This window comes from Arthrobacter sp. FW305-BF8, from assembly GCF_021789315.1.
GTDB lineage: Bacteria > Actinomycetota > Actinomycetes > Actinomycetales > Micrococcaceae > Arthrobacter.
On the sequence record NZ_CP084561.1, the window covers coordinates 4,057,433 to 4,075,170 of the forward strand.

Here is a 17,738-nt window from a genome sequence, read left to right on the forward strand (position 1 = left end):
GCCCAACGGTGGGTCACTTTTTCGTCAGGAGGCAATGTGGCCATCGAATCCCTCTCCGAGGAGACCGCGGCACCGCCCGCACTCTCTTCAACCGCAGGACCGTCCGTCAAGGCACCCCGGGCCTACGTCATCGGCATGCCCATCGCCAGCGCCGGCCTGTGGATGGCCCTGCTCGCGCCGGCCCTCGTCGTCCTCGCCATCAAGGTCTCCGAGATCACCACTCCGGAAACCAGGGCCGGAGCACTGAGCCTGGTGGCCGGCGTCGGGGCCGTCATCGCCCTGCTGGCAAACCCGTTCTTCGGGCGCCTGAGCGACCGCACTACCTCCCGGTTCGGCATGCGCAAGCCGTGGATTGTTGGCGGTTCGCTGATCGGACTCGCCGCACTCTTCTTCCTGGGCCTCGCCGGCGATGTAGCCGGCGTCCTAGGTGCCTGGGTGGTGGCGCAGCTGGGATTCAACGCCGCGCTGGCCGCCCTTGCTGCGACGCTCCCGGACCAGGCCGGCCCGGCCGAGCGCGGCCGACTCTCCGGCCTCATCGGCATGACCCTGCCGATTGGCCTCGTGGCCGCGGCCTACTTCGCGCAGCTCTTCGACAATGCCTTCCAGATGGCGGTGGTTCCCGGAATTGTGGGCACCGCGCTGGCCATCGGCTTCGCCTTCACCTTCAAGGACCGGCTCCTCACCGAGCGGCCGGCGCCCCTTGACCTGAAGGAGATCCTGGGCTCGTTCTACTTCGATCCGCGCCTCCACCCCGGCCTCGGCTGGGCCTGGCTGACCAAGTTCATGGTCTACATCGGCTACTGCGCGGGCCTGCTCTACCTGCCGTACTTCTTCGCCGACCAGCTCCATGTGGCCGAGGAAAGCATCCCCTCGCTGGTCTTCCAGGCCACCCTGGTCAGCTCCGCGGGCACCGTGGTCACCAGCATCGCGGGCGGCTGGATCAGCGACCGGATCGGCAAGCGCAAGACCCTGGTGATTGCCTCCAGCCTCATCATCATGGCGGGCCTGATCGTCATCGCCATGAGCCCCGGCACGGGCCAGGTCCTCGTGGGCCAGGCGATCGTCGGCCTCGGCCTGGGCTGCTTCGGCGCCGTCGATGTGGCCCTCATCGCCGACCTGCTGCCCAGCGGCCAGACGGAAAATGCCAAGACCTTCGGTGTCTTCAACATTGCCCAGGCGCTCCCCCAGTCCATCGTGCCCGCCGTCGCCTTCCCCGTCATCGCGCTCGGCGGCTACCCCGCACTCTTCCTAGGCGGGGCCGCCGTCGGAATCATCGGCGCCGTCCTCGTCACCCGCATCAAAGGAGTCAAGTAAGTGAACCCCACCCTGTCCGCACAAAAGTCCTTCCGCGCCGCAAACGCGGAACTGCCGGCGGAAGCCGAAGCGCGCCTGCGCGAGTTGGCCGGAAGCCTGAGCCTGGAGCAGCAGGTCAAGCTGCTCACCGGCGCCGATGTCTGGTCCACGCACGCACTGCCGGAAATCGGGTTGAGCCGGATCGTGCTGTCCGACGGGCCCGCAGGCGTCCGCGGCGAAGACTTCGACGAGCGGCACGACTCAGTCTCCCTGCCGTCGTCGTCCGCCCTCTCCGCCACCTGGAGTGTGGACATCGCCCGCCGCTACGGCCAGGTGCTGGGCCAGGAGGCCCGCCGCAAGGGCGTCCACGCCGTCCTGGGACCCACCATCAACCTGCACCGTTCCCCGCTGGGCGGCCGCCACTTCGAATGCATGAGTGAGGATCCGCGCCTCACCGCCACCCTGGCCGCCGGTTACGTTTCCGGCGTGCAGTCCATGGGCGTGGGCGCCACCCCCAAGCACTACCTCGCCAACGAGGCCGAGACTGACCGCTTCACCGCCGATTCCGTCGTCGATGAGCGGCCCCTGCGGGAGCTCTATCTGGCCGCGTTCGAGGATGCCGTCACCGAGGCGCGCGCCTGGCTGGTCATGAGCTCCTACAACTCCATCAACGGCACCACGGCCAGCGAGAACAAGCTCCTGGAAACCCCGCTGTCCACCGAGTGGGGCTTCGACGGCGTCGTAGTCTCGGACTGGACGGGCGTCCGTTCGGTGGATGCCGCCAACGCCCGCCAGGACCTGGAGATGCCCGGCCCGGTGGGCCACTGGGGCGCCAAGCTGCTTGCCGCCGTCGAGGACGGCCGCGTCAGCGGGGACGCGATCCTGGAAAAGGTCACCCGCATTCTGCGCCTGGCCGCCAGGGTCGGTTCGCTCGAAGGTTTCGATGCCGCAGCCACCGCCTTCCCCATGGAACTCGACGGCGCCCAGGTGGCCCGCGAGGTGGCAGTCCGCGGAGCCGTGCTGGTCCGCAACGAGGGCGGCCTCCTCCCGCTCGACGCCAATTCGCTCAGCAGCGTTGCCGTCATCGGCCACAACGCCGAGGAGGCCCGCACGCAGGGCGGCGGCAGCGCCACCGTCATGCCGCGGTACACGGTCTCGCCGCTGGAGGGCCTGCGCAAGGCACTGCCCGACGACGTCACGGTCACCTACGCCCGCGGCGCCAAGGTGGCCGAGGGGCTGCAGCCGTTCGCCCGCAAGGCCCTGCACAACCCGGTCAGCGGCGTGCCGGGCATGCGCGTCACCTTCCTGGCGGCCGACGGCACGGAGATCTCGGGCGAAGACCGGCTGGCGTCGCACCTGATCTGGTTCGGCGTCGGCATTCCGGAGGGCGCGGCTGCCATCCGCATGCAGACCGAATGGACAGCCGAAACCGCCGGCGTCCACCACCTCGGCGTGGGCACGGTGGGCCCCATCGCCCTCTCCATCGGCGGCACCGAGGTCTTCAACGGCGAACTTGAGGACGACACCGACGTCCTGGGCGCCGCCCTGTTCGATCCGCCCCAGACCATCCACGCCTTCGAGGCCGCCGCCGGCCAGCGGTTCGTCATCGACGCGCTGTACCAGCTGCCGCAGCAGCAGGAGATCCCGCTGACCGCCATCCTGCTCGGCGAGGAGGCCATGGTCACCGACCCCCAGGCCGAGATCCGGGCGGCCGTCGAGGCGGCACGGACGGCCGATGTCGCCGTCGTGGTGGTGGGCACCAACGCCGCCATCGAATCCGAGGGCTTTGACCGCAAGGACCTGGACCTCCCGGGCCACCAGAACGAGCTTGTCGAGGCCGTGGCCGCGGTCAACCCGCGCACCGTCGTGGTGGTCAACGCCGGTTCGCCGGTGCTGATGCCGTGGCTGGACCGGGTCAGTTCGGTGCTGCTGGGCTGGTTCGGCGGCCAGGAGTTCGGCACCGCCGTGGCGGATATCCTGCTCGGCAAGGAGGAGCCCGGCGGCCGGCTTCCCACCACCTGGCCGGCTGCGCTCGAGGACGTTCCCGTGCTGAGCACCACGCCCGTTGACGGCAAGGTGGTCTACAGCGAGGGCATTCACGTCGGCTACCGCGCCTGGCTCAGGCAGCAGGCCGCCGGCGGGGCCGCTCCGCTGCTGCCGTTCGGTTTCGGCCTCGGCTACACGACGTTCGAACTCGGCTCCGCGCACGCGCCGCAGTCCGTTCCGGCGGGCCAGGACCTCGTGGTGCACGTCCCCGTCCGGAACACCGGCACCCGCACCGGCCGCGAAGTGGTCCAGGTCTACCTGTCCCGTGAGGATTCGGCGGTGGAGCGGCCCGTCCGCTGGCTGGCGGGGTACGCGGGGACTCACCTGGCGGCAGGCGGCACGGACACCGTTGAGGTGCGGATCCCGGCCCGCGCCTTTGGCCATTACGACGGCGGCTGGCAGGTTGAGCACGGCACCTTCCGCCTGCTGGTGGGCAGGCACGCGGCCGACGACTTCCAGGCGCTGGAGGTCGAGGTCCGCTGACCCGTCAACCCAACTGACTCGCAGTTAATGTCGTTTTGACCGCTCATAACGGCATCAACTGCGAGCCAGTTGGGAAAGTCAGCTACGGCCGGGCCGGGTCCGAATCCTTCGGGCCCAGCCCGGCTTCTTTGTAGTACCCCCGGATGTGGGCGGCAACAAGCTCCGCCGCCCTTCCGCCGTCGTCCTTCCAGATAGCCGCGAGGATCTCACGGTGCTCGGCCCGCAGCCGCGAGGCGGTGGCGTCCCAGTCCGGCAGGTTCGCGGTCAGCTGCCCCGCGTAGCCCTGGATGGCCTCCCGCAGCGACCCCATCATGGCGCTCACGACGGCGTTGCCCGCGGCGTCGGCCAGGGCCAGGTGGAAGCGGACATCCATGGCAAGGAAGTCGTCGATGCCGTGGTCCTCGTCCATGTCGTCGAGCAGGGCCCCGGCGAGGTCGAGTTCGGGGGCATCCCGCCTTGCCCGGGCGGCCGCCCAGGACTCGAGCAGAACGCGGGTCTCCACGACGTCCTCCACCGGCAGGTGCTGCGTGGCCACGTGCAGCCGCAGCGCTGAGCCGAGGGCCGCCGTCGGATCCGAGATCACGACCGTTCCCGCTTCGGGGCCGGAACCCACGCCGGCCCGGACCACACCCATGGCCTCGAGGACTCGGATGGCCTCGCGGACGGAGGTGCGGGAGACCCCGAGCTGTTCGGCCAGCGTCCTCTCGGCCGGAAGGCGGCCGCCGACGGCGAGCTGGCCGCCGGAGAGCTGGTCCTCGATCCACCGCAGGACAAGTTGGTGCGTGCGCATGAGCCCATGGTACTTGATGTGGTTGGACCACATGCTTTAGAGTGTGGTTAGACCACAGCGGGGAGTCTCCTGTTCAGCATCTCCCGGCATGCCCACGGAGGAAAGCCATGACCCACACCATCCAGCCGAGCAACCCCGAGACCACCCCGGCCCCGGACGCGACGGACATTCCTGCCACGCGGCCCGCCACCGGCGTCGCCGCAGCAGCCGTTCCGGCCGCCCTGAAGCGCCGCATCCCAAAGTACTCTGACCTCGCCCCGCTGATGCAGTTCAAGAAGCCCGAGTTCAGCAAGGAAGCACGGCTCAAGCGCGCCAGCACCGTCTGGGAACTGCGCGACATCGCCAAGCGCCGCACCCCGCAAGCCCCGTTTGACTACACCGACGGCGCGGCAGAGGAAGAGATCACCCTGCGGCGCGCCCGCGAAGCGTTCCTGGACATCGAGTTCCGCCCGGGCATCCTGCGGAATGTGTCCAGCATCGACCTGAGCACCGACATCCTTGGCCAGTCCTCCCGGCTTCCCGTGGGCATCGCGCCCACCGGCTTCACCCGGATGATGCAGTCCGAGGGTGAATACGCGGGCTCGCAGGCCGCCGAGGCCGCCGGCATCCCCTACACGCTCTCCACCATGGGCACGGCCTCCATCGAGGACGTGGCCGCGGCGGCACCCAACGGCCGGAACTGGTTCCAGCTGTACCTCTGGACGGACCGGGACCGCTCCCTCGAACTGATCGAGCGGGCAGCCAAGGCCGGGAACGACACCCTCATGGTCACGGTGGACACCGCCGTCGCCGGCGCACGCCTGCGCGATGTCCGCAACGGCATGACCATCCCGCCGGCACTGACGCTGAAGACGGTCCTGGACGCATCCTACCGGCCGGCCTGGTGGTTCAACTTCCTCACCCACGAGCCCCTCACCTTCGCCTCGCTTTCCCGGTACACGGGCACGGTGGCCGACCTCATCAACTCGATGTTCGACCCCACCCTCACCTTCGAGGACCTGGACTGGCTGCGCGAGACCTGGAAGGGCAAGCTCGTGGTCAAGGGCATCCAGACCGTGGACGACGCCCGCAAGGTGGTGGACCACGGCGCCGACGGCATCGTGCTGTCCAACCACGGCGGCCGCCAGCTGGACCGCGCGCCCATTCCCTTCCACCTGCTCCCGGAAGTTTCCCAGGCGCTCAAGGCGGACAACAGCAAGGCCGCGGTCATGCTGGACACGGGCATCATGAGCGGTGCAGACATCATCGCCGCGCTGGCCCTCGGCGCCGACTTCACGCTCATCGGCCGCGCCTACCTGTACGGGCTCATGGCCGGCGGCCGGGCCGGCGTCGACCGCGTCCTGCAGATCCTCGAAAAGGACATGGCACGCACCATGGCGCTCCTCGGCGTCAGCAGCATTTCCGAGCTGACCCCGGACCACGTGCGGATCCTGCGCAAGTAGCCTGCTCTACTCACTGACTCGCAGTTGTTGTCGTTTTGGGGCTTCAAAACGACAACAACTGCGAGTTAGTTGGGTGCCGGGCTACTTCTTGCGGCCGAACTTGGGCAGGTTGGCCAGCAGGTCGGCGGCCTTCGTCGCGGCGCGGCCCACGGTGCGGCCGATCTGCTGCGGGACGGTGTCGTCCTGGCCGGCGGTGCCTGGGATCTGACCGCTTGGCACCTGTCCGCCGGGAACCACGACGGCGGGACTCAGCTGGCCGCTCGCCGGCCGCCCGGGTGCGTGGGTCGCGTCGTCCGCCGTGCCAGCATGTGCCGCGGCGGCTGCAGCGAAGGCGTCCGGGACGTCCGCGGAAGGGCTGCCCGCGGCGGGCGTGAGACTTCCGGTCGATGTTCCGGCTGAGGCCGCACGTGCAGTACCCGCCTGGGCATCCGCGGCCTCCTGAGGTGCGGCGTCCCTTGTCGCTGCGGCGGAAGCCGCGCGTCCGATGTCGAACGTCTCCAGCCAGCTGGCCACGCCCGCCAGCGGTTTCCGATTGAGCGCGTAGTAGCGCTTCTGGCCCTGCGCGCGCATGCTCACCAGATCGGCTTCGCGGAGCACCTTTAGGTGTTTTGAGATGGTGGGCTGGCTGGCGGCGAGCTCCTCGACCAGCTCCCCCACTGCTTTGTCCCCCGCTTGGAGGGACACGAGAATGTCGCGCCGCGTTGCCTCCGCAATGACGGCAAATACGTCGTCTGTCACCATGAGACCCACCCTAGCGACATATACGCCGAATGGCATCTACTATTTCGCCCGAGGCTGGTCCGTGAAGAAACTGAGCCAACCAAACCAAGGAACCGGTCGAACCAGGGACTAGTCGAACCAGGGGTCCAGGCCATACAGCGGGAAGACTTCCTTGCGCGTGGCCATCACGGTGCGGTCGATGTCGTCGTTGGGATCGAAGCCCACCTCCCACGACCGCCACCAGACGTCGGCGTCGTCGCCCATGCTCTCCGGCGTGTCAACGCCGTAGCGCTCCTGCACGTACGTCCGCCACGCCTCGGGCACGGGCGTGCGCAGCGGCACCGGACGGTTCGCAGCGATGCCTATCAGGTGGCTCCACGTCCGCGGCACCACGCCCGTGATGTGGTACCCGCCGCCGCCGGTGGCGATCCAGCGGTTCCCGCAGTACCGGGCGGCCAAGCTTGCGACGGCGGTGGCGGCCTCGCGCTGCCCGTCCACACTCACGTTCAAATGGGTGAGGGGATCTAGCCGGTGCGAGTCGCAGCCGTGCTGGCTGACGATGACTTCGGGCGCGAAAGCGCCCACCAGCTGCGGGACCACGGCGTGGAACGCCCGCAGCCAGCCGGCGTCACCCGTTCCCGCAGGCAGTGCCACATTCACCGCGCTGCCCAGGGCCTCGGGGCCGCCGATCTCGTTGGCGAAGCCGGTGCCGGGGAACAGGGACATGCCGGTTTCGTGCAGCGAGATGGTGAGGACACGGGGGTCGTCCCAGAAGATGCTCTGCGTCCCGTCCCCGTGGTGGGCGTCGACGTCGATATATGCCACCCGCTGCACGCCGCCGTCGAGCAGTTTCCGGACGGCCAAAGCGGCATCGTTGTAGACGCAGAAGCCACTGGCCCGGTCCCGGGACGCGTGGTGGAGGCCGCCGCCGAAGTTCACGGCCCGGACGGCGGATCCGTCCAGGATGGAGCTCGCCGCGAGGAGGGAGCCGCCAGCCAGGCGCGCCGCAGCCTCGTGCATCCCGGCGAACGCGGGGTCGTCCTCGGTGCCCAGCCCGTAGGACTCGTCCGCGGCGGCGGGGTTGTCGCTGGCCTGGCGCACCGCGGCCACAAAGTCGGGGCTGTGCACGGTGGTGAGCTCGCCGTCGTTGGCCAGGTCCGGGGCAGCCAGGGTGACGTGCTTTAGGTCGAGCAGGCCCAGGCTCCCGGCCAGCCGCGCGGTCAGGTCCAGGCGCTCGGGCGCCATGGGGTGGCCCAGGCCAAAGTTGTACGCCGTCATGGCGGCGTCCCACACCACCGTCGTTGGCAGTGCGGGGAGGCTGAGTCCGGGCTGGAGTGTCATCACTCACAGGCTACCGGAGCCCCGTCTGTTCCCAAGCCCGGCCACGGCAAGGTGTTTAGTGGTTTACTACTGGAGGAAGCAGAGCCAATCGAGGAACAGCCGCACATGACCCAAAGCCAGTCGAGGTCCAAGAGCCCGGCCAGCTGGCAACCCGCAGCGCCGGAGCGTGAGGGCCTGTGGATATTCACGGGCATCCGTGACTTCATCGATGACATTGCCAACACATCGCCGGCCCGCCTTGCCCTGAGCGCCTTCGTGGTGGTCATCGTCCTCTTCACCGCTCTCCTGTCGCTGCCGGCCTCCTCAGCAACCGGTGACTTCACGCCACTCCACCAGGCCCTCTTCACCGCCGTCTCGGCCGTCTGTGTCACGGGCCTGACCGTGGTGTCCACCGCCGTGCACTGGTCCTTCTTCGGCCAACTGATCATCCTGGTCGGCATTTTCGTCGGCGGCCTCGGCACGCTGACGCTGGCCTCGCTGCTGGCCCTCATGGTGAGCAAGAAGCTGGGGGTCAGGGGCAAGCTCATCGCCCAGGAGGCCATGAACAACGCCGGCCGCCTGGGTGAGGTGGGTACGCTGCTGCGGATCGTCATCACCACCTCGGTGGTCATCGAGGCCGCCCTCGCCATCGCCCTGATCCCGCGCTTCATGGTGCTCGGCGAGCCTTTCTGGCAGTCCGTCTGGCACGGCGTCTTCTATTCGATCTCGTCCTTCAACAACGCCGGATTCACCCCGCATTCGGACGGCATCGTCCCCTACGAAACAGACCTCTGGATCCTCATCCCGCTCATGCTCGGCGTGTTCCTGGGCAGCCTCGGCTTCCCGGTCGTCATGGTGCTGCAGCAAAACGGGCTGAACTGGAAAAAGTGGAACCTCCACACGAAGCTCACCATTCAGGTCTCGTTCATCCTGCTCGCGGCCGGAACCGTGCTGTGGGCGCTCATGGAGTGGGACAACGCCCGGACCATCGGCGGCATGGATCTCGGCGACAAGATCACGCACTCGCTCTTCGCCTCCGTCATGACGCGCTCCGGCGGCTTCAACCTGGTGGACCAGAACCAGATGGAATCCACCACCATGCTGCTCACGGACGCCCTCATGTTCGCCGGCGGCGGCTCCGCTTCAACGGCCGGCGGCATCAAGGTCACCACCATCGCCGTCATGTTCCTGGCCATCATCGCCGAAGCCCGCGGCGACGCCGACGTCAAGGTCTACGGCCGGACCATCCCGGAGGGCACCATGCGCGTGGCCATCTCCGTGATCGTGGCCGGCGCAACGCTGGTGTCCGCGTCCGCCTTCCTGCTCCTGCACATCAGCGGCGCATCCCTGGACCGGGTGCTGTTCGAAACGATTTCAGCCTTCGCCACAGTCGGCCTCAGTACAAACCTCAGCGCCGAACTGCCGCCGGAGGGCGTGTATGTGCTGTCGGCCCTGATGTTCGCAGGCCGCGTCGGCACCGTCACGCTTGCCGCTGCCCTGGCCCTGCGCCAGCGCAGCCAGCTGTACCACTACCCGGAAGAGAGGCCAATCATTGGCTAATTCGTCAGGCGCTCCCAACCGCCCCGCCCACAACGCGCCGGTACTGGTGATCGGGCTGGGCCGCTTCGGTTCCTCCACGGCCGAGCAACTGGTCAAGCAGGGCCGTGAGGTGCTGGCCATCGAACGCGACAGGTCCCTGGTCCAGAAATGGTCACCCGTTCTGACCCATGTGGTGGAGGCGGACGCCACCAACATCGACGCGCTGCGCCAGCTGGGCGCGCAGGAGTTCAGCTCGGCCGTGGTGGGTGTGGGGACGTCCATCGAGTCCTCGGTGCTCATCACCGTGAACCTGGTGGACCTGGGCATCGAGCACTTGTGGGTCAAGGCCATCACGCCCTCGCACGGCAAGATCCTCACCCGCATCGGCGCCAACCACGTCATCTACCCGGAGGCCGACGCCGGCGTCCGCGCGGCGCACCTGGTCTCCGGGCGCATGCTGGACTTCATCGAGTTCGACGACGACTTTGCGATCGTGAAGATGTATCCCCCGCGTGAAACGGTCGGTTTCACGCTGGACGAGTCCAAGGTCCGGTCCAAGTACGGCGTGACCATCGTGGGCGTGAAGTCCCCGGGCGAAGACTTTACGTACGCCCGCCCCGAGACCAAGGTGTCCGCCCGCGACATGCTGATCGTGTCCGGCCATGTGGACCTGCTGGAGCGGTTCGCCGCCCGGCCGTAGCGGCGGCGAGGCTAGTAACACGCCCGACGACGGCGCGGCCCACCGTCGTGCCCAACGTACCGCCCGCCGTCGTGCCCAACGTACCGCCCGCCGTCGGGAGTTTTTGTCCAGATATTGGGCCCAAAAGGGCCTTTAACTCGCGGTATCTGGACAAAAACTCCAATGCAAGAGGTGCGGGCGGTGGGCCCACGCCCGCAGGGACTAGCCGAGCTTGCGAGGCAAGGGGGCGGGCGGTGGGCCCACGCCCGCAGGGTTCCCTGGCCGAGCTTGCGAGGCAAGGGGGCGGGTGGTGGGCCCACGCCCGCAGGGTTCCCTGGCCGAGCTTGCGAGGCAAGGGGGCGGGTGGTGGGCCCACGCCCGCAGGGTTCCCTGGCCGAGCTTGCGAGGCAAGGGGGCGGGCGGGGACTAGCCGAGCTGCTTGGTGATCTCGGCGGAGCGGTCCGCTGCGGCGCGGGCGCCCGCGGCGATGATGGCCGGCAGGCCGCGGTCATCGAACGTGGCGATGGCCCGCTCGGTGGTGCCGTTCGGACTCGTCACGGCTTTGCGCAGGGCCGCCGGTTCGGCGCCGGGTTCCGCCAGCATGAGGCCGGCTCCCGCCACGGTTTCGCGGGCCAGCAGCAGCGCCAGCTCCCCGTCAAGGCCCAGTTCAACGCCGGCGGCGGCCATGGCCTCGGCCAGGTAGAACGCGTAAGCCGGACCGGAACCGCTGATGGCGCCGAGAGCGTCCACCTGCTCCTCCGGGATTTCGACGACGGTTCCCACCGCGCCGAGTATGTCTTTCGCCCGCTGGAGCTGCTCCGGCGAGCAGTGGGTGCCCGCAGACACCGAGACCACGCCGCGGCCAAGCTTCGCCGGAGTGTTGGGCATCGTCCTGATCACCGGCTGGCCCGCGGGCAGGGCAGCTTCGAGCTGGGCGATGGAAACGGCCGCAGCAACGCTGATGACGATCGTGTCCGGGGAAAGTGAGCCACTGACTTCGCGGGCCAGTTCGGCGATCCCCACGGGCTTCACGCCGAGAATCACGATGCCAGCCCCCTTTGCCGCCTGCTTGTTGTTGTCGGGTTCTTCGCTGCCGGCGATGGCCGTGATGCCGGAGTGCCGTTCGGCCAGCTCGGCAGCCCGTTCCGCGCGCCGGACGGTGGCCACGATCTCCATGGGATCCATGCCGCTCTCCAGCAGGCCGCCCAGGATGGCCTCGTTCATTGATCCACAGCCAAGAAATGCGATTCGGTTGCTCATTGCTCCATCATTGCAGTTCATCGTGCCGGATGCAGGCCGGGGGCTATTCACAGGAAGCTCACATGTTGGTTGAAGCATTCACACACCTTCGGCCCCTAACTTGGGTAATACCTCATTGAGGGTGCGAGTGATGAAGCAAGCATGGGGATGCTTGTCAGGCACCGACGGACTGCAGCGGTTTTGCCCATTTTTCTGCAGCAGGCCGTCGGTGTCTTTGCTTTTAAACCCGTGCGCTTTGCAATCCCGCCCGGCGGCTGGCGGATTCCCAGCCTGCTTTCAGGTAAATCCCCCAGAACACCCATACTCCCCCGTTAGAGTAGAAAACGCCTCACAGGTGCGAGTGATGGAGCCGGTTCCTTCGGGACCGGCGCGGCGCCGGTCGGTTGCAGAAGAGTTCCCCCCAGCTTCTTCTGCGTAACCGGCCGGCGCTTACTCGTTTAAAGCGGCCGGCGAAGGCGGCGGCGGCGAGGCGAACCCTAGAGCGCAGGCAGCGCGGAGGCCTGCTGGACGCCCACGTGCGGTGCAGGTTCAAGCGGGCCGTCGACGACCAGCTGGTCGAGCCGGCGGAGGATGAGGCCCTCGCGCAGCGCCCAAGGGCAGATCTTGATCTTCTTGTACTCAAAGAGCTCCATGGCCGCTTCGGCCACCAGCGCACCGGCGAGCAGCTGGTTGGCGCGGGCCTCGGAGACGCCCGGCAGGTGCAGCCGGTCTTCGGTCTTCATGGCAGAAATGCGCTGCGCCCAGATGCCGAGGTCCGTGCGGTTGAGGTCGCGCTTCACATACGGGCCGGCGTCGCTGGGTGCGGCCCCGGCAATCCGCGCCAGGGAGCGGAAGGTCTTCGAGGTGCCGGCCAGGACGTTCGCCCTCCCCACCTCGTTGAAGTTGCGCACCACCGGTTTGAGGGTGGCCCTGATGTAGCGGCGCAGTTCCTTGACACTCTTCGCGGAGGGCGGATCCTCGTGCAGCCAGTCCCGGGTCAGCCGGCTCGCGCCGAGGGGCACGGAGGTTGCCAGTTCCGGCAATTCATCCTGGCCCAGGGCCATTTCGAAGGAACCGCCGCCGATGTCGAAGTTCAGGACGGTGCCGGCTCCCCAGCCATACCAGCGGCGGACGGCGAAGAACGTCATGGACGCCTCCTCGCTGCCCGTGAGTTCCTGCAGCGTCACCGTGGTTTCGTGCTTCACCCGCGCCAGCACCGCGGGTCCGTTGGTGGCCTCGCGAATGGCTGACGTACAGAAAGCCAGCAGGTCATCGGCCTTGTGGCGCGCCGCGAACTCCCAGGCCTCGAGCACGAACTCCGTGAGCTCATGCTGGCCGGCGTCGGTGATGTTGCCGTCCCCGTCGAGGTACTGCACCAGCGAGAGGGGTCGCTTGTGCGAGGCGAAAGGCACAGGCCGCGCGCCGGGGTGGGCATCCACCAGCAGGAGGTGGACAGTGTTTGAACCGATATCGAGGACGCCTAGCCGCATCCTGCCATTATTCCTCCCGCCGGCGCAGCGGACGCAACCTGGCGCTTACATTGCGGGCTTTGGTGCGCGGACGGCCGCGCGGGGTTACTCGCCCTCGAGGCCCGCCGGGTTGGGGTCCACTTCATCGGCGCGCTTGAAGTCGCGCTTGATGTTGGCAATGCCCTCGGGATTGATCTCGAAGCCGTAGGCCGCACCCGGGTTGATGACCATTCCTAGCTCATCGCCGATGTTGGCGATGATGGCCGCGCCCTGCGTGCCCAGCACGTTCGGAGCGGCCTCCAGGTACTGGGAATCAACCCGGCTGGGGTGCGAGAACACCGCAAGGACAGGCTGGCCGTCGGCATTGCCCAGCACCAGCGGCTCCACCTGGGAATCCTCGCCCTCGAGAGCGTCGGAACTGATGATGTAGACCTCGTTGTTGAGGAAAGACAGGATGACGTCCACCGGATCGGCGTCCGGCTGGCCGCCCAGGGCCAGCTTCTCCTCAAGGTCGTTCAGCGGCGTGGTGTCTGCGGGTTCCGGCTGTTCAGTCATGCATCTACTCGACCACGTTGCACGGCACGGCGCAATTCCCGCAGGTCCGACTACTTCTTCGCTGTGGCCTTCTTCGCCGGGGCCTTGCGCGTGGTGGTGCGCTTGACCGGGCCCTTGGCCCGCTTTTCGGCGAGGAGTTCGACGGCGCGTTCCCGGGTCAGTTCCTCCAGCGACGTGTCGCGGGGCACGGTGATGTTGGTGATGCCGTCGGTGATGTACGGACCGAAGCGGCCCTCCTTCACCACGATGTTCTTCTCCGACACCGGGTCCGGACCGAACTCGGCCAGCGGCGGCACGGCCGCGCGGGCACCGCGCTGCTTGGGCTGGGAGTAGATCTCCAGTGCCTGCTCCAGCGTGATGGTGAAGATCTCCTCTTCCGAGCCGATGGACCGGGAGTCCGTGCCCTTCTTCAGGTACGGGCCGAAGCGGCCGTTCTGCACCGTGATCGGATTGCCCTCGGCGTCCTCGCCGAGCACCCGGGGAAGGCTCATGAGCTGCAGCGCCTCGTCCAGGGTGACAGCGTCCACGGTCATGGACTTGAACAGCGAGCCGGTGCGCGGTTTGGCCTTGACGGGCTTCTTCGGCGGCTTCGGCTTGCCGTTCTTGTAGTACTCCACGGGCTGGTTGGCCAGCTGTTCCTCGGTCATCTCCGGGATGATCTCGGTGACGTAGGCGCCGTACCTGCCGTTCTTGGCAACAACCGTGTGGCCGGTGTGGGGATCGGCGCCCAGGACCCGTTCCTCAGGGGCGGCCGTTTCCATGAGCTCCACTGCCTTCTGCGCAGTGAGCTCATCCGGAGCGAGGTCTTCCGGCACGTTGGCGCGGGCGGACTCCACCACTTCGCCGGTCTTGGGGTCGACCGTGGGCAGCGAGCTCTCCAGGTACGGACCGAACTTGCCGACGCGCAGCGTGATGCCGTCCGCGATGGGCACGGAGTTGATCTCGCGGGCGTCGATCTCGCCCAGGTTGTTCACGATGCTCAGCAGGCCGGGGTCGGCGTCTTCACCGTAGTAGAAGTGCTTGAGCCAGGCAGCACCGGCGGCCTGGCCGTTGGCGATCTTGTCCAGGTCGCCTTCCATGTCGGCCGTGAACTCGTAGTCCACATAGTCCGTGAAGTGCTGCTCAAGGAGCCGCACCACGGAGAACGCGATCCAGCTCGGCACCAGCGCCGAGCCCTGCTTCCGCACGTAGCCGCGGTCCTGGATGGTGGAGATGGTGGAGGCATACGTGGACGGGCGCCCGATGCCCTTCTTTTCCAGCTCGGCGGTCAGGGAAGCTTCCGTGTAGCGCGGCGGCGGCGAGGTCTCGTGGCCGACGGCGATGATCTCCGAGGCGGTCAGGCCGTCACCCTTGGCGACGTTCGGAAGGCGGCGGGCCTCGTCGGAGTCGTCGTCGCCGCGGCTTTCGTCCTTGCCCTCTTCATAGGCGGCCAGGAAGCCGGGGAACGTGATCACCGTACCGGAGGCGGAGAACTCGGCGTCGCGGCCGTCGGCGGCCACTGCGCCCAGCCGGATGGTGGCGGTGGATCCCTTGGCGTCACCCATCTGGGAGGCGACGGTGCGCTTCCAGATCAGCTCATACAGGCGGAATTCGTCGCCGCTGAGCTGCTTGGCCACCTGGGCCGGAGTGCGGAACGAGTCGCCGGCGGGACGGATGGCCTCGTGGGCCTCCTGCGCGTTGGCGGCCTTGCTGGTGTAAACGCGGGGCGACTGCGGAACGTACTCGGGACCGTACAGCTCGGCAGCCTGCCGGCGCGCGGCCGTGACGGCCTCGTCGCTCAGCGCCGAGGAGTCCGTACGCATATAGGTGATGTAGCCGTTCTCATACAGCCGCTGGGCGATCTGCATGGTGCTCTTGGACGAGAACCGCAGCTTGCGGCCGGCCTCCTGCTGCAGCGTCGAGGTGGTGAAAGGCGCGGCGGGGCGGCGCGTGTACGGCTTGGTGTCCACCGAGCGGACCCGGAAGTCGGCGTCCTGCAGGGCGGCGGCCAGCGAGGTGGCGAGTTCCTCGTTGAGGTGCGCAACATTGCGCGAGGTGAGTTCGCCGTCGTCGTTGAAGTCCCGGCCGGTGGCCACCTTGGCACCGTCAACGGCGGCGAGTTTCGCTTTGAAGGAGCCGGCGTCGGCACCGAACTGCCCGGTCAGGTCCCAGTAGGACGCGGACCTGAAGGCCATGCGCTCGCGTTCGCGGTCCACCACCATGCGCGTGACCACGGACTGCACGCGGCCGGCGGACAGTCCGCGCGCCACCTTGCGCCACAGCACCGGGGAGATCTCGTAGCCGTAGAGGCGGTCAAGGATGCGGCGGGTTTCCTGCGCATCAACCAATGCGGCGTCGACGTCGCGGAGGTTGTCCATGGCGCGGTGGATGGCTTCCTTGGTGATTTCACCGAAGGTCATCCGGTACACGGGAACCTTGGGCTTCAGGACCTCCAGGAGGTGCCACGCGATGGCTTCGCCCTCGCGGTCCCCATCGGTTGCGAGATAGAGCGCGTCGGCGTCTTTGAGCTGGGCCTTGAGCTCGGCCACCTTTTTCTTCTTGTCCGGGGACACCACGTAGTAGGGCTTGAAGTCGTTTTCGACGTCGACGGCGAACTTGCCCAAGGAGGTTTTCTTCAGGTCCGCGGGGAGCTCGGACGGCTGCGGCAGGTCGCGGATGTGACCGATGGAGGCCTCAACGATGAAGCCCTCGCCCAGGTACTTGGCGATGGTCTTGCTCTTGGCCGGAGACTCCACGATCACGAGTTTCTTGCCGGTTTTGGCCTTGCTTGGCACAGTGCTCCTACAGAAAAAGGTTGCTCGGGCAGATCAGCCCATACTGGCCTAGTTCACCATATTTTGCAGAATTCTGCGCTGTCACGTGGAAAACGGTGGCCCCCGTCACGGCCGCCGCAGCCTGCCGCCCGGTCGGGTCCCCGCGGGCCGGCACACGCCCGTCCGCCGCGCCCGTCAGGTGCTGCCCTGGCCGCCGGAGGCACCCGGCAGGGGACGGTCGTCCGGAATCATCGACCACATGGTGGCGATCCGCTCGGCGCCCGGCGGAATGCAGTTAGGATCCTCCAGCTCGTAGTCCCGGAGCAGCTCAAAGACCCTTTCCGTCAGTTCACTGCACTGCTCGGCGGTCAGATAGAGAAGGTTGTTGGCGAGCAGCACGGCCGACGCCGGCTCGGCGGACTCGCCGCGTTTGCGCTGTTCGTCACGGGCCCGGGCATAGGAACTGGCGCGGCGCCGGAATGCGTCCAGTTCGAGGTCGATCACCGCGAAGTCCGGACCGGCCACCGCCCCGCCGGAGTTGATCGCAAAGTCCGTGCCCGCCGCCTTCCACCGGCGTTCGCGGGCGTCCGCAGACGCCTCGGCCGGGACCACGATGCCCCACTTCTGCAGTGCCCGCAGGTGGTAGCTCATCGCGCTGGGGGTGAGCCCGGTCTGCTGGGCAAGTTCCGTGGCGGTGCGGCTGGACTGGGTGGAGTACAGCTCGGAGATGACCTCCAGGCGGGCGGCATGGGCCAAGGCGCGGATCGCCTTGGGGTCGGTGATTTCCACCTTCTTTTCCGGCCGGTTCCTGCGGCGCGGCGCGGCTTCCGGCGCCGGTCCCGGGGACGGCGTGTCAGTACTCACTTCATCAGTTTACGCAGCACCAGGAAGTTCTGAAAGAAATGCTTGATATCCACGGTCCATGGCCGGCCCGGCTTGCCCCGGAAATACTAAGCATGCTTTGCTTACATGCGTAAACAGACCTCCCGGAAGCAGTTCGCGGCGGGGCCGCCGACGTTGGCAGCCCCGTGAGAAGCCCAAAGGATGACAATGATTACCCTCAACGAAGACGCTTTGCTGGCTGCAGCCCGGCCCGCCGGAGAACCGACAGGCGCCAGCCTGGACGCGGGCGCGGCCACCGACAGCCTGCCGGCGGCAACCGGCATCCCGCGGCACTGCCGGCGGTCCATGAAGCGTCTGGATCAGGAATTCTCCCTGGAAATGGCGATCAGGGTGGAAGGCCAGCGCCTCATCCGCTCCATGAAGGCCGTGGGCACCGCCGACGCCGTGACCTACCGGTGCATGTGCGGCTTCACCATTGACGTCCCTGCTCCCGGGATGGGCCGCGCCCTGATTAACTGACAGCGCCTCCACGCTCCCAGCGCGAAGAGTCCAGCGCGAACGGACAGT

The 17,738-nt window shown here is 67.7% G+C and carries 14 protein-coding genes; 6 read left to right on the forward strand and 8 right to left on the reverse strand.

The annotated features are described in order from the left end of the window. Nucleotides 1-36 precede the first annotated feature (36 nt). Nucleotides 37-1,314, forward strand: a complete 1,278-nt coding sequence (locus tag LFT45_RS18410; protein WP_236805032.1) for an MFS transporter — start codon at nt 37-39, stop codon at nt 1,312-1,314. Beyond that, a complete protein-coding gene (locus tag LFT45_RS18415) occupies nt 1,315-3,822 on the forward strand; it encodes a beta-glucosidase family protein (protein WP_236805033.1) in 2,508 nt (835 codons plus the stop codon). 82 nt (nt 3,823-3,904) lie between these two features. Here LFT45_RS18415 and LFT45_RS18420 read toward each other — a convergent pair whose 3' ends face one another. Next, nucleotides 3,905-4,612: a FadR/GntR family transcriptional regulator gene (locus LFT45_RS18420; protein ID WP_236805034.1), complete on the reverse strand. Its 708-nt coding sequence runs from the start codon at nt 4,610-4,612 to the stop codon at nt 3,905-3,907. 107 nt (nt 4,613-4,719) lie between these two features. Between LFT45_RS18420 and LFT45_RS18425 the strand changes: the two genes are divergently transcribed. After that, nucleotides 4,720-6,054: an alpha-hydroxy acid oxidase gene (locus LFT45_RS18425; protein ID WP_272912724.1), complete on the forward strand. Its 1,335-nt coding sequence runs from the start codon at nt 4,720-4,722 to the stop codon at nt 6,052-6,054. An 81-nt stretch (nt 6,055-6,135) separates the two neighbouring features. On the opposite strand, the gene LFT45_RS18430 is transcribed toward LFT45_RS18425, so the two are convergent. Both LFT45_RS18430 and LFT45_RS18435 read right to left on the reverse strand, forming a co-directional pair. After that, nucleotides 6,136-6,795 carry an ArsR/SmtB family transcription factor gene (locus LFT45_RS18430; RefSeq protein ID WP_236805035.1) on the reverse strand — a complete coding sequence of 220 codons (660 nt, stop codon included), beginning with the start codon at nt 6,793-6,795 and terminating at the stop codon, nt 6,136-6,138. 108 nt (nt 6,796-6,903) lie between these two features. Then, nucleotides 6,904-8,115, reverse strand: a complete 1,212-nt coding sequence (locus LFT45_RS18435) for an acetoin utilization protein AcuC (RefSeq protein WP_236805036.1) — start codon at nt 8,113-8,115, stop codon at nt 6,904-6,906. A 105-nt stretch (nt 8,116-8,220) separates the two neighbouring features. Between LFT45_RS18435 and LFT45_RS18440 the strand changes: the two genes are divergently transcribed. Both LFT45_RS18440 and LFT45_RS18445 read left to right on the forward strand, forming a co-directional pair. Further along, the gene (locus LFT45_RS18440) at nt 8,221-9,654 is read left to right on the forward strand and encodes a TrkH family potassium uptake protein (protein WP_236805037.1); all 1,434 of its coding nucleotides are present in this window, start codon (nt 8,221-8,223) and stop codon (nt 9,652-9,654) included. Next, nucleotides 9,647-10,333 carry a potassium channel family protein gene (locus LFT45_RS18445; RefSeq protein ID WP_003797805.1) on the forward strand — a complete coding sequence of 229 codons (687 nt, stop codon included), beginning with the start codon at nt 9,647-9,649 and terminating at the stop codon, nt 10,331-10,333. The genes LFT45_RS18440 and LFT45_RS18445 overlap by 8 nt, the downstream gene beginning before the upstream one ends. A gap of 405 nt (nt 10,334-10,738) precedes the next feature. Here the strand turns inward: LFT45_RS18445 and proC are convergent, their stop codons facing one another. The 5 genes from proC to LFT45_RS18470 all read right to left on the reverse strand — a co-directional run bounded on the left by proC (nt 10,739) and on the right by LFT45_RS18470 (nt 17,192). Continuing rightward, entirely contained in the window at nt 10,739-11,572 is an 834-nt protein-coding gene (gene proC / locus LFT45_RS18450) for a pyrroline-5-carboxylate reductase (protein WP_236805038.1), read from the reverse strand. 476 nt (nt 11,573-12,048) lie between these two features. Then, nucleotides 12,049-13,041: a Ppx/GppA phosphatase family protein gene (locus tag LFT45_RS18455; RefSeq protein WP_236805039.1), complete on the reverse strand. Its 993-nt coding sequence runs from the start codon at nt 13,039-13,041 to the stop codon at nt 12,049-12,051. 84 nt (nt 13,042-13,125) lie between these two features. After that, nucleotides 13,126-13,575: an SseB family protein gene (locus LFT45_RS18460; RefSeq protein ID WP_236805040.1), complete on the reverse strand. Its 450-nt coding sequence runs from the start codon at nt 13,573-13,575 to the stop codon at nt 13,126-13,128. Between the two features lie 50 nt (nt 13,576-13,625). Continuing rightward, entirely contained in the window at nt 13,626-16,349 is a 2,724-nt protein-coding gene (gene topA / locus LFT45_RS18465) for a type I DNA topoisomerase (protein ID WP_236805041.1), read from the reverse strand. Nucleotides 16,350-16,523: 174 nt separating this feature from the next. Beyond that, complete coding sequence (locus tag LFT45_RS18470; protein WP_236805042.1) at nt 16,524-17,192, reverse strand: ArsR/SmtB family transcription factor; 669 nt, start codon at nt 17,190-17,192, stop codon at nt 16,524-16,526. Nucleotides 17,193-17,378: 186 nt separating this feature from the next. Between LFT45_RS18470 and LFT45_RS18475 the strand changes: the two genes are divergently transcribed. Then, a complete protein-coding gene (locus tag LFT45_RS18475) occupies nt 17,379-17,690 on the forward strand; it encodes a hypothetical protein (protein WP_236805043.1) in 312 nt (103 codons plus the stop codon). Nucleotides 17,691-17,738: the final 48 nt, after the last annotated feature.